This window comes from Rhodococcus sp. P3_B8, from assembly GCF_056402775.1.
Map to the genome: position 1 here is coordinate 1 of NZ_JBFUGT010000063.1, position 18353 is coordinate 18353.

Here is an 18353-nt window from a genome sequence, read left to right on the forward strand (position 1 = left end):
GCCCGGACACGACAGTGGCCGACCGGACTGCGCGTCCAGGTCGGCCACGTCGGGTGGAACTCATGCGAATACTGTTCGGCTACTGTGCGGCGCCGGTCTGGCCCGCTGCCGGCGGCTGCTTGTCGAGGTTCGGGCTGGCGGGGGTCGCCGGAGCGTTGGCGGCACCGCCGGACGGCAGGGCGTCGCCCTTCATCGAGGCCCGGATCTGCTCGAGCCTGCTGTGTCCGGCCATCTGGATGCTCGCCTGCTGGACTTCCATCATGCGGCCCGATACCGAGTTCTGTGCCAGCTCCGCGGAACCGAGGGCGTCGGCGTAGCGGCGCTCGATCTTGTCGCGCACGGCGTCGAGGCTGGGCGTGTTGCCGGGAGCCGAGAGGGTGCTGTCCATCGAGCGCAGCGACTCGCTGACGCGTTCCTGCATCTTGGCCTGCTCCAGCTGGCTGAGCAGCTTGGTGCGCTCCGCGACCTTGGCCTGCAAAGCCATCGCGTTCTGCTCCACGGCCTTCTTCGCCTGTGCGGCGGCCTGCAGGGACTGGTCGTGCAGCGCCTTCAGGTCCTCGACCCCCTGCTCGGCGGTGACGAGCTGGGCGGCGAATGCCTCGGCGGCGTTGGTGTACTGGATGGCCTTCTCGGTGTCGCCCGCGGTCTGGGCCTGGTCGGCCAGGTTGACGGCCTGACGGGCGTTGGCGTTGAGCTTCTCCACCTCGTCGAGCTGGCGGCTGAGCTTCATCTCGAGCTGGCGCTGGTTGCCGATGACAGACGCGGCCTGCTGCGACAGAGCCTGGTGCTGACGCTGCGCATCCTCGATCGCCTGCTGAATCTGAACCTTGGGGTCAGCCTTCTCATCGATCTTGGAATTGAAGAGCGCCATCAGGTACTTCCATCCCTTGACGAAAGGATTAGCCATGGGTTGATCCTGCCTCCATCTGTTGCGCCGCGCGATGCGCGACCCGATACGCGACCGTCACGCACCGGAACAAGGGCTGCGCCCCGACTGCCTGTCTGACCAACCGCCCACGAGATCGGCGGTCAACTGAAATCTATCGGTTCGGCACGGGTGTTGCTACGCGGCGGCCAGCGCCTGCGCGGGCGCGGGGATGACCACCCGGGTGTCGCGGGCGATGGTCGTCGAACCCGGTCGTGCGCTCGCGGCGGGAGCCTCGGCGGGCGCGGATTCGACCGCATGCCGCTCGGTGTCCGCACGCTTGGCCGAAGAACCGTCGGACAGCGATTCGCTGACGTCGACGAGCACATCGGAGAGTGGAACCTCCAGCGCGTCGCAGATCGCCGCCAGGAGCTCACTCGAGGCTTCCTTGCGCCCTCGTTCGACCTCGGACAAGTACYCGAGGCTCACACGAGCACTGTTGGAGACCTCACGCAGGGTCCGGCTCTGCGAAACGCGCGTACGCCGAAGACTGTCACCGATTGCCTCACGCAATAGCAGCGCCATCTCGCTCCTCCTTCATCCGTCACCTGTCTCGCCTATCTCAACGCGCGAACAGGACCGATTGGTTCCCGACCTTAGCCTGCGGATGTTTCCTGCACACGATCGAGGAGTCCCGACACGGCGGCGGAAACCGCAGATTTGCGAATCTGCCACCGGTCACCGGTCAATCCGAGCTCGCGGACGGCCGAGCCGGACGCCCCGGAAATGCTCAGGAACACGGTGCCGACCGGGTGTCCGTCCTGCATGTCGGGGCCGGCGACACCGGTCAGGCCGACGCCCCAGTCGGCGCCGCAGCGGGCGCGTGCCCCCTCCGCGAGTGCGCGTGCCGTGGACGCCGCCACGGGCCCGTCCGCCGCCAGTCGGGTGGGATCGACCCCGGCGAGGGTGGCCTTCAAGTCGGTGGCGTAGACGACGAGCCCACCGCGGAGGACGTTGCTGGCGCCGGGCACTCCCGCGATCGTCGCGGTGAGCAGTCCCGCGGTGAGCGATTCCGCGGTGGCCACCGTCTCGCCGCGGGCGGTGAGCACGGCGACCAGGTCAACGGCCCGCGTGCCGTCCACCAGCGGGTCGGTCACGCCCCGGTGCTCGCGTTCGCCTCGACCTTGTGCACCCCGGCCCGGAGACGGACGGCCTGCACGACGTAGTCCAGCCCGGTCACCACCGTCAGCAACACGGCAGCACCCATGAGAATCCAGCCGGCGACCTCGAACCCTTCGGGCAGCGGCAGCAGGTAATAGCCGATCGCGATCGTCTGCACGAGAGTCTTGAGCTTGCCTCCCCTGCCTGCCGGAATGACGGCATGGCGCAGGACCGCAAACCGGAGCAGCGTGATGCCCAGTTCCCGGACGGCGATCACCGCCGTCACCCACCAGGGCAGGTCTCCGAGAATCGACAGGCCCACGAGGGCCGCTCCGATCAGCGCCTTGTCCGCGATGGGATCGGCGAGCTTGCCGAAATCGGTGACGAGGCCGTACTTGCGGGCGAGTTGCCCGTCGATCCGGTCGGTGATGGCCGCGACCGCGAACACACCGGTGGCGATCAGGCGCCACGTCGTCGAGTGTCCGTCGCCGACGAACAGCACCACCAAGAAGACCGGGACCAGCAGGATCCGGAGAATCGTCAGGATGTTCGCGATGTTCAGAAGCGGTACGGTCGTCTCACTCGCGGGTTCCACCGACGGATCCGGGGCCGCCGGTTTGTCGGCGGCCGTCCAACCCTCGCGCTGCGTGCTCATCGCAGCACCGCAGCGTCGAACTGCACCCCGGGACGCAGCGGGGAGTGGGGAGGATTCGTAGGTCGTACCGGCACGTGCCTAAGAATATCGGTACGGCCGTTGGCTAATGTTCACGACATGACTTCTCGGACGCCGGACACCGCCGACAATCAGCTGATCGTGCGGCGAGCACGAACCTCCGACGTACCCGAGATCAAGCGCCTGATCGACATCTACTCCGGCAAGATCCTGCTCGAGAAGAACCTCGTGACCCTGTACGAATCCGTCCAGGAGTTCTGGGTGGCCGAACGCGACGGCAACGTGATCGGTTGTGGCGCAATGCACGTGCTGTGGGCCGACCTCGGCGAGGTACGCACGATCGCGGTCGATCCGTCGGCCAAGGGCCAGGGTGCGGGACACCACGTGGTGGCCAAGTTGATCGAGGTCGCGCGGGAACTCGAACTCGAGCGTCTCTTCGTTCTCACGTTCGAGGTCGACTTCTTCGGCAAGCACGGATTCGTCGAAATCGACGGCACACCCGTGACCGCCGAGGTCTACGCCGAGATGTGCCGCTCGTACGACACCGGTGTCGCCGAATTCCTCGATCTGAGCTACGTCAAGCCGAACACCCTCGGCAATACCCGAATGCTTCTCACCCTCTGAAATCCCAGTGCGTGAGACAGAAGTGCCCTGATCCCATTTTTGTTCGACGAACCCGTCCCGAGAGAGCGAGAACATGTCCCTGTTCGTAGTGGAGTACACATATTCGGCCGACACCGTCGCAGGACGCGACGAGCATCGCCCCGCCCACCGCGAGTGGCTCGGTGAGCTCGCCGAGCGGAAGACCGTCGTGTCGTCCGGCCCGTTCGCCGACGGCAGCGGCGCATTCATCATCGTCGACGCCGCCGACGCGGAGACTGTGGAACTGCTCTTCACCCACGACCCGTTCGCCCGCAACGGACTCGTGGCGGACTCGCGGATCGTGGAATGGGTTCCGGTACTCGGCGAATTCAGTTCCTGACTCGCCGAGCACCGGACACCTCGAGTACGACGCCCGGCGGAACTACTGCGCCGGCGTCGTGTTCCGCGTCTTGAGAAGGCTGGCGACGGTGGTCACTGCCAGCACACCGATGATCACGGCGAGCGAGAACACCGTGGACACCTCCGGTACGGCCACGTGCTCGCCGCCGTTGATGAAGCCCAGCGTGTTCTCGTGCAGGGCGTGCAGCACGAGTTTGACGCCGATGAACGCGAGAATGATCGACAGGCCGTACGACAGGTACACCAGGCGGTCCAGCAGGCCGCCGATGAGGAAGTACAGCTGACGCAGACCCATCAACGCGAACGCGTTGGCCGTGAAGACCAGGTACGGCTCCTGGGTGAGCCCGTAGATCGCGGGAATCGAGTCGAGCGCGAACAGCACGTCGGTGAATCCGATGGCGACCAGCGCGAGCAGTAGCGGCGTCACGACGCGCTTGCCGTTGATCCGCGTGACGAGCTTGTCGCCGTCGTAGGTGTCCGTGGTGGGGAGGATCTTCTTCGCGACGGCGACGATCTTGCTGTCGCGCTCCTCCTCCACCTCTTTCTCGTGCCCGTGATCACGCACCAGCGTGTACGCGGTGTAGATGAGGAACGCACCGAACAGGTAGAACACCCAGCTGTAGGCGTTGATCGCCGCGGCACCGACGCCGATGAAGATGCCGCGCATCACCAGCGCCATCACGATGCCGATCAGCAGTACCTTCTGCTGGTACTCCCGCGGCACCGCGAATGTTCCCATGATGATGACGAACACGAAGAGGTTGTCGACCGACAACGCCTTCTCGGTGACGTAACCGGCGAAATACTCGCCGCCGTACTGACTTCCCCACAACCACATCACGACCAGGCCGAACAGGATCGCGATACCGATGTAGACCGACGACCAGAACGCCGACTCACGGAACGTGGGGGCGTGCGGTGTGCGCACGTGCGCGAAGAAGTCGAAGACGAACAGTCCGAGAATCACCACACAGGTGATGACCCAGACCAGCGGTGACACATGCATGAACACAGACCTCCGGTAGACCTAGCGGGTACCGGAGGTCTCTCCCGCCGCCGGAACCTTGTGTCCGAGCGACTGACAGCCCCGGATCGGCAACGGTGCCGATCGTGTTGACGATGCTGTCACAGAGGTGGGGATACTCCCCTCCAATTCGGTGACCATTCAACCACACTGCGCGAGAATCGCCCATTTCGGACACGCGCACCGCGCCCTACTCCTGATCGGACGGCGCCTCGTTCGGGTCGCCGCCGCGGATCGACCACAACAGACCGTCGAGTTCCTCGGGCTTGATGAGCACGTCGCGGGCTTTCGAGCCCTCACTGGGGCCCACCACTCCCCTGGTCTCCATCAGGTCCATCAGGCGGCCGGCCTTGGCGAAACCGACACGCAGCTTGCGCTGCAGCATCGACGTGGACCCGAACTGGCTGGAGACGACGAGTTCCACCGCCTGCAGCAGCACGTCCATGTCGTCGCCGATGTCGGGATCGACATCCTTCTTCTCCCCGACCTTGGCGGCGGTGACGCCGTCGGTGTACTCCGGCTCCGCCTGGTTCTTGCTGAAATCGACGACCGCGGAGATCTCTTCGTCGGTGATGAACGCGCCCTGCAGGCGGGTCGGCTTGCCTGCGCCCATCGGCAGGAACAGCCCGTCACCCATACCGATCAGCTTCTCGGCGCCGGGCTGGTCCAGGATGACCCGGGAGTCGGTCAGGGACGACGTCGCGAAGGCGAGTCGTGACGGCACATTGGTCTTGATCAGACCGGTCACGACGTCCACCGACGGCCTCTGTGTGGCCAGCACGAGGTGGATACCGGCGGCCCGCGCCTTCTGGGTGATCCGCACGATCGCGTCCTCGACGTCGCGCGGCGCGGTCATCATGAGGTCCGCGAGTTCGTCGACGATGGCGAGGATGTACGGATACGGCCGGTAGACCCGTTCGCTGCCGAGCGGCGCGGTGATCTCACCCGACTTCACCTTGGAGTTGAAGTCGTCGATGTGGCGGACCCGGTTGGCCTGCATGTCCTGGTAGCGCTGTTCCATCTCCTCCACCAGCCAGGCCAGCGCGGCCGCGGCCTTCTTCGGCTGGGTGATGATGGGCGTGATGAGGTGCGGTATGCCCTCGTAGGGCGTCAACTCCACCATCTTGGGGTCGATGAGGATCATCCGCACTTCGTCGGGTGTCGCACGGGACAGCAGCGACACCAGCATCGAGTTCACGAAGCTCGACTTACCGGAACCGGTGGAACCGGCCACGAGCAGGTGCGGCATCTTCGCGAGGTTGGCGCTGACGAAGTTGCCCTCGATGTCCTTGCCGAGCCCGATCACCAGCGGGTGGTGGTCCTTGCGGGTGCTCGGGGCGGTGAGCACGTCGGCGAGGCGCACCATCTCGCGGTCGGAGTTGGGGACCTCGATGCCGACCGCGGACTTGCCGGGGATCGGCGCGAGCAGGCGCACGTTGTCGGTGGCGACGGCGTACGCGATGTTGCGGGCGAGCGCGGTGATCTTCTCGACCTTCACACCCGGTCCGAGCTCCACCTCGTAGCGGGTGACGGTCGGGCCGCGGGTGAATCCGGTGACGGCCGCATCGATCTTGAACTGCTCGAGGACCTCGGTGATCGCCTCGATCATCGCGTCGTTGGCGGAACTGCGCTTCTTCGGCGGATCACCCTCGATGAGCAGCGACGTCGGGGGCAGCGTGTAATCGCCCTCGACCACCCGGTCGGTCACGAACTTGTCGACGTCGGGCAGTGGCTCCGGTTCGGGCTCCGGCTTGGGGGCGACGACCGGCTTGGCCTTGGCGCGCGCCGGCTTCGGCGCCGGCGCAGGCGCCGGGACGGGTTCCGCGGCGGGCTCGGTCTCCCACAGCCCGAGCACCTCCGTCTTCGCGGTATCGCTGACGTCGTACTCGTCGGTCGGATAGTTGTCGGCCGGAACACCCCGGCCCCCGGTCTTGTAGTCGTCGACCGGGTAGCCGTCGGCGTCGAAGAGCGTGGGGTCGTATTCGCCGTCCTCGTAGTACTCGCTGTCGTAGTCGGCGTAGTGGTCGCGACCGAACGACGTCCCGAAGTACGACTGCAGCTTGCCGGGCACCTCCCGGACCGTGGTTCCGGTCAGCAACAGCACACCGAACAGTGCCGCCATCAGCAACAGCGGCGCGGCGAGCCACACGGTCAGGCCGTCCGTCAGTGGACCTCCCGCCGCGTACCCGACGAACCCAGCGCCGCGGGTCCTGCCCTCGGCGTCGGTGGGCGAACCGGTCGCGATGTGCCAGAGACCCAGGGCGGGCAGACCGACCAGCAGCGATCCCAGGACCAGCCTCGGCTGGATCTCGGGTTTCGGCTCGGTCCTTATCAGGATCACCGCGACGGCGACACCGATCAGGGGCAGGACGCCGGACGCGCCACCGAACACGGCACGGACTCCGGTCTCGAGCCACTCGCCTACCGGACCGCCCGCGGAGAACCAGATTCCGCCGGCGACAACGACGCTGATCGCGATCAGCCCGAGCGCGATGCCGTCGCGCCGGTGGCCCTGTTCGATCTCGGCTGCCTTGCCGACGGTGCGGGTGGTGGCCCCGACGCCTTTGGCCATGAGCGACCAGCCGGCACCGATTCCCCGACCCACCGACTTCAGGGGGCCGGATGTAGACGATTTCTTTGAGGTGGACTTACGCGGAGTGCTGACCGTCCGGGTCGTGCGGGACTTCGGCTTGGACGTGGTCGAGCCGCCTCGCACGCCCGTCCTCGCCGTGGACGTCGTCGTGCTCGAACCGCGGGCGCTCGCCTTACCTGCCATGGCTCCCAGATTAGTCGCTACGGCACCTTCCGGACCATCCGCAACACCCGTAACACAGGGACACCTGCGGCGAAATGCCCTCAGAACCCTCGGTCGAGGGAGGTCACGGCCTCGATGTCGGCAGTCTCACCATCGGGCTCGATCCGTACCTGATCCCGGCCGAACGGGTGCAGGGCGAGTTCCGACGGTTCACCGCGCAGGATCACCTGGCCGGCGCCGGCATTGCGCACGGTGGACTGCTCTCCGGACGGCCGCTCGAGCACCACCGTCACCGGGGAGTGCCGGTAGCCGAGCTTTCCGACCTTGCGGGCGAGACCCCACAGCGCGTCCTGGCGCTTGTCCGGCAGGACGCGCGGTTCCCATCCGTCGTGGGCGCGGCGCACGTCCTCGTGATGGACGAACATCTCCCCCAGGTTCACCTGGGCGTCCACCCAGTACATCGGCGACCACATCGGCGGACCCGACCGGACCTCGTCCAGCAGGCGGCTCCACGGACGTTTCGCTGTCTCGTTCTGGACGTGTTCCGTGTAGCCGGCGAGCCGACCCACGACGATGCCGGGGGCAGCGTCGAGGCGTCGTTCGCGCACGATCAGGTGGGCGGCCAGGTCCCGGTTGGTCCACGTCCCGCAGAGGGTCGGGGCGTCGGGACCGAATTCGGCCATCGAGTCGACGAGGGCGAGGCGTTCATCTCGGGCGAAGGTCACCCGACCGAATCTACCTGCCGGAGAACTACTTGCCCTCGGCCGACGGCACCGCGATGACGGTCGGGACGATCATCGGCCGGCGACGGTACTTGTCCGCCACCCATTTGCCGACGACGCGCCGGATCGCCTGGGCGATGCGGTGAGCGTCGTTGATGCCCTCGGTGGCCAATCGCAGGAGTTCCGCCTCGACCAGCTGAGCCGCATCCTTGAGGGCCGTGGGGTCGTCGGAGAATCCGCGTCCGGACACCTCGGGGGTGCTGACCGCACGACCCGTGTGGTCGTCGATGACGACGTTGATGGCGATGAATCCGCCCTCACCGAGGACCAGCCGGTCCGACAGCGTGGAGTCGCCGACGTCACCGACGGACAGTCCGTCGACGTAGACGTGCCCGACGGGAACCTGCCCGACGATCTCGGCGAGACCGTCGACCATGTCGACCACCACGCCGTCCTCGGCGAGCACGATCCGGTCCTCCGGCACGCCGGTGGCCTTCGCGAGGGCGGCGTTGGCGCGCAGGTGACGCCATTCGCCGTGAACCGGCATGGCGTTGGTGGGCCGGACCGCGTTGTACAGGTACAGGAGCTCGCCCGCCGACGCGTGACCGGAGACGTGCACCTTCGCGCTCTGCTGGGTGACGACGGTGGCGCCGCGCTTGGCGAGTCCGTTGACGACGGCGAACACGGAGTTCTCGTTGCCCGGGATCAGCGAGGACGCCAGCACGACGAGATCGTTCGCCCGGATGTTGATCTGCCGGTGCTCACCGCGGGCCATCCGCGACAACGCCGACAGCGGTTCACCCTGCGAGCCGGTGGAGATGAGAACGAGCCGATCGTCGGGCAGGTTGGCCGCGGTGTCGATGTCGACCACCAGGCCGTCCGGCACGGTCAGGTATCCGAGATCCTGCGCGATCTGCATGTTGCGGACCATCGACCGGCCCACGAACGCGACCCGCCGGTTGTACCGGTGGGCGACGTCGACCACCTGCTGGATGCGGTGTACGTGGCTGGCGAAGGAGGCCACGATCACGCGCTGTTTAGCCTTGCCGATGACGTTGTCGAGCACTCCCCCGATCTCACGTTCGGGGGTGACGAAGCCTGGCACCTCGGCGTTGGTGGAGTCGACGAGGAACAGGTCGACACCCTCGTCCCCGAGCCGAGAGAAGCCGGCGAGGTCGGTGAGCCTGCCGTCGAGCGGCAGCTGGTCGAGCTTGATGTCACCGGTGTGCAGCACGACTCCGGCGTCGGTCCGGATCGCGACGGCGATGGCGTCGGGGATCGAGTGGTTGACGGCGAAGTACTCACACTCGAACGGACCGTGATCGGTGCGCTGCCCCTCGACGACCTCGACGAGGTTGGGGCGCTGGCGGTGCTCACGGCACTTGGCCGCGACGAGCGCCAGCGTGAACCGCGAACCCACCACGGGCAGATCCGGCCGCAGGCGCAGCAGGAACGGGATGGCGCCGATGTGGTCCTCGTGGCCGTGCGTGAGGACCACGGCCTCGACGTCGTCCATCCGGTCCTCGATGTGCCGGAAGTCCGGGAGGATCAGGTCGACACCCGGCTGCTGGTCTTCCGGGAACAGCACACCGCAGTCGACGATGAGCAGCTTGCCCTGGTGCTCGAAGACGGTCATGTTGCGACCGATCTCGCCGATACCGCCGAGCGCCACCACCCGCAGACCCTTGAACGGAGCCTTCGGCGGTGCACCGAGCCGGGCTGTCGGATCGACCGACGCCGGCCGCGTGTCCTGACGCTTGTTGCCGCCGCCGCGCCTGCCGGAGCGGGACGACGACTTGTTGGCGGCGCCGCCCTTCGTGGAGGAGGTCTTCACGGGCGCGGACTTGGCCTGCTCCGACTTCGGAGCCGACGGCTGGTCGGCGACGACGGGCGCCGACTTCGGCGGCTCGGCGACGACGGGCGCCGACTTCGGCGGCTCGGCGACAACCGGCGGCTCGGCGACAACCGGCGGCTCGGTGGCCGGGGGCGCCGACTTCGGCGGCTCGCTTGCGGTGGGGGAAGGGGGACCGGCCTGGCGGCTGGCACTGCGACGACGAGGCGGTCGGGTCACGCGAGCACCCCCGCAGCGTGCAGATCGGCGGCCAACAGGTCGAGCTGATCGTGGGTGGGTGCCACCTGCGGCAACCGGGGTTCGCCGACGTCCAGGCCGATCAGGCGCAGACCCGCCTTCGACGCGCTGACGCCGCCGAGACGCGCCACCGAGCGGATGACCGGGATCAGGCTGAGGTTGATCGCGCGGGCGCGGGCGATGTCACCGGCCGCGAACGCCGTGTGCAGTTCGCGCAACCGCCCGGGCACGAGGTGCCCGATGACGCTGACGAATCCCGTCGCGCCCACCGACAGCCACGGCAGGTTGAGTGGATCGTCACCCGAGTAGAACTGGAGGTCCGTCGTGCCGATCAGCTCGGCGCCTGCGTTGAGGTCGCCCTTGGCGTCCTTGACCGCGACGATGCGCGGGTTCTCGGCGAGGCGCCGGATGGTCTCGGTCTCGATGGGGACCACGGAGCGGGGTGGAATGTCGTAGAGCATGACCGGAAGGTCGGTGGCGTTGGCGACGGCGGTGAAATGGGCGAACAGTCCGGCTTGCGGCGGACGCGAGTAGTAGGGGGTGACGACGAGGAGGCCCTGCGCGCCCGCGCGGGCGGCGTCTCGGGCGAGTTCGACGCTGTGCGCGGTGTCGTTGCTGCCCGCGCCGGCGATGATCTTCGCGCGGTTGCCCACCGCGTCGATCACTGCCCGGAGCAGCTCAAGCTTCTCGTTCTCGGTGGTCGTCGGCGACTCACCGGTCGTCCCGGCGAGGACGAGGGAGTCGCATCCGTTGTCGACGAGGTACGCCGCGAGGCGGACACCGGCGTCGACGTCCAGCTTTCCGTCCGAGGTGAACGGCGTCACCATCGCTGTGGACACGGTGCCGAACGGACGCTCGACGGGAGAAGCGGAATCACCGTAGGTCATGGTCAGAAGGCTACCCGGTGACCCAGGTACTTTTGCACACCCGTCACGCGTCGGCGGAAAACGTGCTCCGTGCCACCTCCGTGCCGTCACCCCAGACCAGTACCTCGAAGTCGCCGAAGACATTCGGCGCGGCCGCCTGCAGCTGCCTCAGGCACTCGACCGCGACGCGGCGAATCTCCACGTCGGCGTGCTCGGTGGCCCGCATCGAGACGAAGTGCCGCCACGCCCGGTAATTGCCGGTGACCACCACGCGGGTCTCCGTGGCGTTGGGCAGGACGGCCCTCGCGGCCTGCCTCGCCTGCTTGTTGCGCAGCGGCACGCTGGAGGTGTCCGCCAGTTTCGTTTCGAGGGCCGCGAGGAGCTCGCCGTACGCCGCCCGGCTCGCGTCGGTGGCCTTCGCGAACAGCTCCTCGAGTTCCGGGTCGCCCGCGATCGCGGGAGGGACGACGACATTGCCGTCGTTCTCCCGCACGAAGCGCTGCGACAGCTGCGAGTAGGAGAAGTGGCGGTGCCGGATCAACTCATGGGTGCAGGACCGGGAGATGCCGGTGATGTAGAAGCTGACGGTGCCGTGTTCGAGGACCGACTCGTGCCCGACCTCGAGCAGATGGCGCAGATATCCGGCGTTCGTCGCGGTGCGGGGGTTGGGTTTGGACCAGCTCTGGTAGCACGCCCGTCCCGCGAACTCCGCCAGCGCTTCGCCGCCGTCGGCGTCGGTCTCCCACGGAATGTCCGCCGGCGGAAAGAACTCCGTCTTCGCGACGAGTTGCACCCTGAGCGGCACGGTCTGCGGCACTGCGCTGTTCCTCCTACCGAACTCCCTGGTCGGGAGTCCCTCCTGAATGCATCGACCCTAGTCGCAGCGGTGATCGGGGGCTCGGCGTGCCCCGTTCCGGCAACGGCCAGGTTCCCGTGTGTTCACCCGCGCGTGTCAGTCTCGTCTCGCCCACACTGTCGGTGGTGCCGCAGATTCGCGAGGGAGACTTCCTGTGCAGTACCGGACAGGCCGCGCGCGCCGCGCCGTCGTGATCGCAGTTCTCGGGACAGCAGTTCTCGGTACAGCGGTTCTCGGGGCCGCTCCCCCGGCGTTCGCCGGACCGCCCGCGACGGGACCGTCGGTTGCCGAGAGTCCGGCACAACACACGGCCGTGCAGCGCTCGCTTGGGCTCGAGGGCGCCCGAAACGCCCGTGACATCGGTGGATACCCGACGGCAGACGGCGCCGTCGTCCGCTCCGGTCTGGTGTTCCGCACGGACGCGCTGGACAGGCTGACCCCGCGCGACCTCGCGCGACTCGAAGCCTCGAAGCCTCGAACGTCACGATCGTCGACGACCTCCGCACGACGTACGAGCGGACGCTCGCACCGGATCGGCTTCCGGCCGGGGCAGCCGGGAACTGGTACGACGTGCTCGGGCAGTCACCGATCACCACTCTGGTCGACATGCCCGCCGCCTACCGCGCCTTCGTGACGGGACCGGGTGCGAACGAGGCGTTCTCGGCGGTTCTGCACGACATCGCGGCGTCCGACGGCTCCGTGATCTACCACTGCAGCGCTGGCAAGGACCGCACCGGGTGGACGACGGCCGTGCTGCTCACCCTCCTCGGGGTCCCGCGCGAGGCGGTGACTGCGGACTATCTGCTCAGCAACACCTACCGCGGCGCCGATCCGGAGCATCCGGGACTGGACGGCGTCGACCAGGCGTGGCTCGACATCGCGTTCGACACGGCCGTCGCCACCTACGGCAGCTTCGACGCCTACGTGTCGGAGGGGCTGAAGTTGTCCGAGGGCGACATCGCCCGGCTGAAGTCACGACTGCTTGACTGACGTCACTTATGACGCCATGATGGCGTCATGGACCTCGGCAACTACGTCTCCCGGCTGCAAGACGACCTGAACGCGGCAGCCGCACTCGGCGACGAGCAGACGCGGGCGACCGCGTCGGCGCTCGCCGCCGCGATTGAACCCGCCGCCCGGCTCCTTCTGCTCTCGGCGCTCACCGATTTCGCGGGTGAAGTGTCGTCCGAGCTGGGCAATCGCACCGTCGCTGTGCGTCTGAACGGCAGCGAGGTGGCGGTCGACGTGCATCGCACCCCCACCGCGCCGGGGCCGGACGGGGACGGGACCACGACTGCCGAGGACCTCGGTGCCGCCTTCGATGACGTCACCGGTGACATCAGCCGCGTCACTCTGCGTCTGATGGATCAGATCAAGTCGAAGGCCGAGGAGGCCGCCTCCCAGAACGGGGTGTCGCTCAATTCCTGGGTGTCGCAGGCGGTCCAGGGCGCGCTCAAGGACCAGATGCGCCGCAGCGGGAGAGACAATTTCTGAGCACCGGCGTACTCACTCCACGCGCCCGTCGGCGGCGGTGATGTAATTACGTCGCATCAGCCACACGGTGAGAGTCGCCACGGGCTCGAAGGAGCGAAGAACATGGCCGTTTCCGGCGTCAAGGAATTCGAGATCAAGGCCGATCCGGCCACGGTGATGGCCGCGATCGCTGCGGTGGATCGCCTGCCCGAGTGGTCCTCGGCCCACAAGTCGGTCACCATCGAGAGCACACACGACGACGGCCGCCCCCATCGAGTCCGGATGAGCGTCTCCATCCTCGGGATCAGCGACGAGCAGGTCGTCGACTACACGTTCGAGGGCGACGACACCGTGTCGTGGCACCTCGTCGAGAGCGGCCAGCAGAACGCCCAGGACGGCTCGTACGTTCTCACCGAGTCCGGCGCAGGCACCAAGGTCACATTCGAGTTGACGGTCGACCCGAAGATCCCGCTGCCCGGGTTCCTCGTGAAGAAGGCGCAGAAGACGGCACTCGAGACCGCGAGCAAGGGTCTGACGAAGTTCGTCGAGAGCCTGTAGTTCCTCACTCTCCTCGCGGCCGCGCCGCCGCGGCCGCGAGGAGGGCACCGAGGTTGCCGCGATCGTCCACCCGGATGTCGTCCAGACCCAACCACGTTGCCATTCTTCGCAGTTCCGGGTGCAGTGCCTCCACCACACGCCCCGGATTCCGGTCGGGTTCCACGAACGCAGATCGCACCTCGAGCGTTCCCGACGCACGGTCGGCCTTGAGATCGACCCTCGCGACCAGTTCACCGTTCAGCAGGAACGGAAAGACGTAGTACCCGTGGACACGTTTGTGCGCGGGGGTATAGATCTCGAGGCGGTACCGGAAGTCGAATATCCGCTCGGTCCGGGGACGGCAGAAGACCAGCGGATCGAACGGGCACAACAGCGCCGCACCCTCCACCTTCCGGGGAACCCGGACGTCGCGGTGAACGAATGCCGGCGCATCCCAGCCGCGGACTCCCACCCGTTCCAGCACCCCGTCCTCGACGAGTTCCTCGATGGCCGAGGCGGTCTGCGCCGGCGACAGTCGGTAATAGTCACGGAGGTCGGGTTCGGTGGCCACACCGAGGGCCCGCGCGGACCGCTGCACGAGGCCACGGACGGCATCGTCCTCCGAGACTTCCTCGGCGAGTATCGCTTTCGGCAGCACACGTTCGCTCAGGTCGTAGTGACGGGTGAAGGCGACCCGCTTGTCCACCGCCAGTGCGCCGGACGCGAACAGTTGCTCGCACACCACTTTGGTGTCGCTGCGATCCCACCACGGCCCCTTGCGGTCCGGCTTGTCGACCTCGAGGTGTTTTTCCACGTCGCTCGCGCTGCACGCACCGACGGCGCCGATCACGTCGAGCACGTCGGCGGCGAGCGTGGGATTGCGATCGAGCACGCGGGATTCGCCGGACCAGCGACCGTGCCGGTACCGGTGCATCCGCCAGCGCATCAGCGGCCAGTCCTCGACGGGGATGAACGCTGCCTCGTGGGCCCAGTACTCCGCCAGCATCCGGGGTGCGCGGGCGGAATGCGACCACGCCGCCGAATCGACCAGCCCGCGGTCGTAGACACCGAGACGGCTGAACAGCGGGACGTAGTGGGCGCGCACCGCCACCGACACCGAGTCGATCTGGAACAGCCGCACTCGGTCGAGGACCGAACGGACGTGCCTGCGTGTCGGCGCCCCAGCCGGTTTCCGGTCGGCGAACCCCTGCGCCCAGAGCGCCGATCTCCGGGCCGCGGCTGCGGTCATCTCACGCATGCCCGCAGCCTGCCATCAACCACCGACACGTTGYCGGCCGCGACCGTCAGGCGTCCTCGGCCAGCGTCACCGCGACCGTCGCGCCGAGTTCGTAGCACCGCTCCCGTGCGCTCGCGTCGAGCGATCCGGTCAGTTCCAGGATCTCGGCCACCTGCGTGAGTGCCAACCCGGTCACGATCTTCTGCACCGATGTCACGGCCCCGGCGGTGTCGTTGTTGCCGTGCACCCAGAGCCCGTAGGGGCGGCCGGCGACCGCGTCGAGGCACGGGTAATAGACGGTGTCGAAGAAATGCTTCAGCGCACCGGACATGTACCCGAAGTTGGCGGACGTCCCGAACAGGAACCCGTCTGCTGCCAGGACGTCGGGCACGGTCGCGCCGAGAGCGGGGATCGACTTCACCTCGACGCCGTCGATGTCGGGGTCCCGCGCGCCTTTCAGCACGGCTTCGAGGCACTCACGGGTCACCGGCGACGGCGTGTGGTGGACGACGAGTAGTGACTTCACAGTCGTCAGCGTACGACCGGGCCCGTTTCCTACCGGCCGGGCTCGCCTTCCCGTTCGACGCGTTCGAGTTCCACGGCCCGTTTCATCGTCTCCCGGGCCCTGCCGCGGTCGCCGGCGTAGTCGTAGGCGCGGGCGAGGCGGTACGAGTTCCGCCAATTGTCCGGGTCTGCTTCCCATTCGGATTTGACCTGCTGGAACAGTGCGTCGGCGGCATCCCGGTCGATGCGGCCCGAGGGGCGCTTCGGCAGATCGGTGACATCCAGTTCGAGCCCCTCGTCGGCGATGCGGCGGGACAGATGCTGATGCTGGAATCCGGCGCGCAGCGTGGCGTAGACGATCCAGGCGCCCAGGAACGGCAGGATCAGGACGCCGACACCCAGGCCGATCGCGGCCGCTCCGCCGTCCTGGATCAGCTCGATCCCGCGTTGGCCGAGAAGGACGAAGTAGAACGCCAGCGCCGCGACCAGCAGTCCGATCGTGACGACGGTCTTGGTCGAGCCGTCCTTCACAGGTCGAGAAGGGGGTCGATACCGACGGTCAGGCCGGGACGGGAGCCGATCTCCCGTACCCCGAGCAGGACGCCGGGGGCGAAGGAATTGCGATCGATCGAGTCGTGCCGGATGGTCAGCGTCTCGCCCTGTGTGCCGAGGATGACCTCCTGATGGGCGACGAGACCTGCCAGCCGCACGGAATGCACCCGCACGCCGTCCACGTCGGCGCCGCGGGCACCGTCCAGTTCGGTGGTCGTGGCGTCGGGGCTCGGTCCCACGCCCGCCTTGCGGCGTGCCTCCGAGATGAGCGCGGCGGTCCGGTAGGCGGTGCCGGACGGCGCGTCCGCCTTGTTGGGGTGATGCAACTCGATGACCTCGACGGAATCGAAGAATCGTGCCGCCGCCTCGGCGAAACGCATGGAGAGAACGGCACCGATCGCGAAGTTCGGGGCGATCAGGACCCCGACCTCGGGCCGCTCCGACACCCACGACCGCACCGTGTCGAGCCGGGCGTCGTCGAAGCCCGTCGTGCCCACGACGGCATGAATACCGTTGGACACGAGGAACTTCAGGTTGTCCATCACCACGTCGGGGTGGGTGAAGTCGACGACGACCTGCGTGCCGGCCTCGACGAACGTCTCCAGCCGGTCGCCGTGATCGACCTCCGCGACGAGTTCGAGGTCCGGTGCCTGCTCCACCGCCTCGCAGATCGCTCGGCCGACCTTGCCCTTGGCCCCGAGAACCCCGACCCTGATGGGTGCTGCTGCGCTCACTTCTCCACGCTCCGTCCAGTCACAACGATTCGCCCGAAAGCCTACGCAATCGCCGGGTGCCGGCCGGTGTGCAGGGGCGGGGCGGGAGACCTGCGTCTCGTCGTCAGACGCGGCCGGCCTCGTACTCGGGGTGCCAGTGCGGTGATCGGCCGAGCAGCGACAGCACGGTGTCGAAATCGGCGGAGTCGGGGTCGGTCGGCAGGCCGGGCGCGAACGCGGCTCCCTCGCGCATCCGGTCTGCCCCGTCCGGGACGAGTCGTGCGATCGGGAGAACCGCAGCCACCATGCCGGATTCGGGCGCGAAGTCGAGCCCGAGTGACCGGGCGACGTCCCACGAGTGGACGACGTAGTCGAGGAAGTGGAACCCGACGGCCGTGGATGCGGGGAACGGGAACTCGGTGCTGATCTCCGGTAACCAGAACTGTCGCTCCCCGACGCCATCCCTTGTGAAGGCCTCGATGACGGTGTGGGCCGCCGAGCGGTACGCGCCAACGGGATCCGCCGACGTGTGCGGCTGCCAGTTCGACGGGTCGGGACCGCCGCCCGCGGCCGCTGCGGCGAATCCCCGGTGCTGCACGGTCATATGGGCCAGCAGTTCCCCGAGAGTCCACTGCGCACACGGGGTCGCGCGCTGCAGATCGTCGCGGGTCACCTGCGACACGAACTCCACACTCGATTGCACGGCGCGGACATCCCAGCGCCGGACCTCGTCCACATCCATCGTCGACACCTCGTCCTCGACTCGAATTGATACGCGTCCGCTTATCATCTACCTACGACTATGATTGGTCAAGGTGTATTTTCTGCGATATGCCCAGCCTCGACCCGACCAGCGGACAGCACGAACGCACTCGCCCCGACCTCGCGGCGATGACGACCGCCCTGAACCGTTCGCTGGTGGCGGCGGAACTCCCCGTGCTCGCGGAGCACGGACTCACCATGTGGGGATACGTCGTGCTCCTGGCACTCGACGAGCACCCGCTGCGCACCCAGGCCGCGCTCGCGGAAGCAATCGGCGCCGACAAGACGCGGATCATCGGCGTGCTCGACGACCTGCAGGACCGTGGCCTGATCGACCGTCAGCGCGATCCCGCGGACCGCCGGGCCCGCCTGCTGTCGCTGACCCCGGACGGGCACGACGTGCGCGACTCGGCGCAGGCGGCGATCCGGCGAGGCGAGGAGCGGCTCCTGGCCAGGTTGCCGGAGCGCGACCGCAAGGGATTCGTGTCCGCGCTGATCGCGCTGTCGACTCTGCCGGTCGAGGACATCACYGGGCGCCCGGCCGACTCCGCCTGACGGAAAT

21 protein-coding genes and 1 pseudogene are annotated in these 18353 nt (G+C 67.7%); 7 read left to right on the forward strand and 15 right to left on the reverse strand.

Going from position 1 to position 18353, the window contains the following annotated elements:
- Window positions 1-79 precede the first annotated feature (79 nt).
- The 4 genes from AC1D1G_RS20505 to pgsA form a co-directional block, all read right to left on the reverse strand.
- The gene (locus tag AC1D1G_RS20505; RefSeq protein ID WP_105414541.1) at window positions 80-907 is read right to left on the reverse strand and encodes a PspA/IM30 family protein; all 828 of its coding nucleotides are present in this window, start codon (window positions 905-907) and stop codon (window positions 80-82) included.
- Window positions 908-1063: 156 nt separating this feature from the next.
- Window positions 1064-1450: a helix-turn-helix domain-containing protein gene (locus tag AC1D1G_RS20510; RefSeq protein WP_477953484.1), complete on the reverse strand. Its 387-nt coding sequence runs from the start codon at window positions 1448-1450 to the stop codon at window positions 1064-1066.
- Window positions 1451-1521: 71 nt separating this feature from the next.
- Window positions 1522-2022, reverse strand: coding sequence for a CinA family protein (locus AC1D1G_RS20515; RefSeq protein ID WP_283331943.1), 501 nt, complete (start codon window positions 2020-2022; stop codon window positions 1522-1524).
- Window positions 2019-2681: a CDP-diacylglycerol--glycerol-3-phosphate 3-phosphatidyltransferase gene (pgsA, locus tag AC1D1G_RS20520; RefSeq protein ID WP_105414539.1), complete on the reverse strand. Its 663-nt coding sequence runs from the start codon at window positions 2679-2681 to the stop codon at window positions 2019-2021. Before pgsA ends, AC1D1G_RS20515 begins: the two co-directional genes overlap by 4 nt.
- Before the next feature lie 117 nt (window positions 2682-2798).
- Here pgsA and AC1D1G_RS20525 point away from each other — a divergent pair, with 117 nt between their 5' ends.
- Both AC1D1G_RS20525 and AC1D1G_RS20530 read left to right on the forward strand, forming a co-directional pair.
- Window positions 2799-3323 carry an amino-acid N-acetyltransferase gene (locus AC1D1G_RS20525; protein ID WP_005240737.1) on the forward strand — a complete coding sequence of 175 codons (525 nt, stop codon included), beginning with the start codon at window positions 2799-2801 and terminating at the stop codon, window positions 3321-3323.
- A 73-nt stretch (window positions 3324-3396) separates the two neighbouring features.
- The gene (locus AC1D1G_RS20530) at window positions 3397-3681 is read left to right on the forward strand and encodes a YciI family protein (RefSeq protein ID WP_105414538.1); all 285 of its coding nucleotides are present in this window, start codon (window positions 3397-3399) and stop codon (window positions 3679-3681) included.
- 42 nt (window positions 3682-3723) lie between these two features.
- Here AC1D1G_RS20530 and AC1D1G_RS20535 read toward each other — a convergent pair whose 3' ends face one another.
- From AC1D1G_RS20535 to thyX, 6 genes are all read right to left on the reverse strand, one after another.
- On the reverse strand, window positions 3724-4707 hold the full coding sequence (locus AC1D1G_RS20535; protein ID WP_283331944.1) for a TerC family protein: 984 nt from the start codon (window positions 4705-4707) through the stop codon (window positions 3724-3726).
- A 208-nt stretch (window positions 4708-4915) separates the two neighbouring features.
- Window positions 4916-7501 carry a DNA translocase FtsK gene (locus tag AC1D1G_RS20540; protein WP_477953486.1) on the reverse strand — a complete coding sequence of 862 codons (2586 nt, stop codon included), beginning with the start codon at window positions 7499-7501 and terminating at the stop codon, window positions 4916-4918.
- Window positions 7502-7581: 80 nt separating this feature from the next.
- Window positions 7582-8205: a TIGR03085 family metal-binding protein gene (locus AC1D1G_RS20545; RefSeq protein WP_477953487.1), complete on the reverse strand. Its 624-nt coding sequence runs from the start codon at window positions 8203-8205 to the stop codon at window positions 7582-7584.
- 25 nt (window positions 8206-8230) lie between these two features.
- Window positions 8231-10273, reverse strand: coding sequence for a ribonuclease J (locus AC1D1G_RS20550; protein ID WP_477953488.1), 2043 nt, complete (start codon window positions 10271-10273; stop codon window positions 8231-8233).
- Window positions 10270-11178 (reverse strand): 4-hydroxy-tetrahydrodipicolinate synthase, encoded by a 909-nt coding sequence (gene dapA, locus AC1D1G_RS20555; protein WP_005261164.1) that lies wholly within the window; start codon window positions 11176-11178, stop codon window positions 10270-10272. The genes AC1D1G_RS20550 and dapA overlap by 4 nt, the downstream gene beginning before the upstream one ends.
- A gap of 43 nt (window positions 11179-11221) precedes the next feature.
- Window positions 11222-11974, reverse strand: a complete 753-nt coding sequence (thyX, locus tag AC1D1G_RS20560) for an FAD-dependent thymidylate synthase (protein ID WP_283331948.1) — start codon at window positions 11972-11974, stop codon at window positions 11222-11224.
- Window positions 11975-12326: 352 nt separating this feature from the next.
- Between thyX and AC1D1G_RS20565 the strand changes: the two are divergent.
- From AC1D1G_RS20565 to AC1D1G_RS20580, 4 genes and pseudogenes are all read left to right on the forward strand, one after another.
- Window positions 12327-12386: pseudogene (locus AC1D1G_RS20565) on the forward strand (hypothetical protein); the annotation flags it as partial.
- Window positions 12380-13003: a tyrosine-protein phosphatase gene (locus AC1D1G_RS20570; protein ID WP_477953502.1), complete on the forward strand. Its 624-nt coding sequence runs from the start codon at window positions 12380-12382 to the stop codon at window positions 13001-13003. The pseudogene AC1D1G_RS20565 and the gene AC1D1G_RS20570, both read left to right, overlap by 7 nt.
- 27 nt (window positions 13004-13030) lie before the next feature.
- On the forward strand, window positions 13031-13507 hold the full coding sequence (locus tag AC1D1G_RS20575; protein WP_477953490.1) for a toxin-antitoxin system HicB family antitoxin: 477 nt from the start codon (window positions 13031-13033) through the stop codon (window positions 13505-13507).
- A gap of 102 nt (window positions 13508-13609) precedes the next feature.
- Window positions 13610-14044: an SRPBCC family protein gene (locus AC1D1G_RS20580; RefSeq protein WP_005240727.1), complete on the forward strand. Its 435-nt coding sequence runs from the start codon at window positions 13610-13612 to the stop codon at window positions 14042-14044.
- 4 nt (window positions 14045-14048) lie between these two features.
- Here the strand turns inward: AC1D1G_RS20580 and AC1D1G_RS20585 are convergent, their stop codons facing one another.
- From AC1D1G_RS20585 to AC1D1G_RS20605, 5 genes are all read right to left on the reverse strand, one after another.
- A complete protein-coding gene (locus AC1D1G_RS20585) occupies window positions 14049-15281 on the reverse strand; it encodes a winged helix-turn-helix domain-containing protein (protein WP_283353116.1) in 1233 nt (410 codons plus the stop codon).
- A gap of 46 nt (window positions 15282-15327) precedes the next feature.
- A complete protein-coding gene (locus AC1D1G_RS20590; RefSeq protein WP_009479998.1) occupies window positions 15328-15786 on the reverse strand; it encodes a flavodoxin family protein in 459 nt (152 codons plus the stop codon).
- A gap of 29 nt (window positions 15787-15815) precedes the next feature.
- The gene (locus AC1D1G_RS20595) at window positions 15816-16295 is read right to left on the reverse strand and encodes a hypothetical protein (protein WP_280783263.1); all 480 of its coding nucleotides are present in this window, start codon (window positions 16293-16295) and stop codon (window positions 15816-15818) included.
- Window positions 16292-17050, reverse strand: a complete 759-nt coding sequence (dapB, locus tag AC1D1G_RS20600; protein WP_061701336.1) for a 4-hydroxy-tetrahydrodipicolinate reductase — start codon at window positions 17048-17050, stop codon at window positions 16292-16294. Before dapB ends, AC1D1G_RS20595 begins: the two co-directional genes overlap by 4 nt.
- Before the next feature lie 103 nt (window positions 17051-17153).
- Complete coding sequence (locus AC1D1G_RS20605; RefSeq protein WP_477953492.1) at window positions 17154-17771, reverse strand: TIGR03086 family metal-binding protein; 618 nt, start codon at window positions 17769-17771, stop codon at window positions 17154-17156.
- 89 nt (window positions 17772-17860) lie between these two features.
- Here AC1D1G_RS20605 and AC1D1G_RS20610 point away from each other — a divergent pair, with 89 nt between their 5' ends.
- The gene (locus AC1D1G_RS20610) at window positions 17861-18346 is read left to right on the forward strand and encodes a MarR family winged helix-turn-helix transcriptional regulator (protein WP_477953493.1); all 486 of its coding nucleotides are present in this window, start codon (window positions 17861-17863) and stop codon (window positions 18344-18346) included.
- Window positions 18347-18353 lie beyond the last annotated feature (7 nt).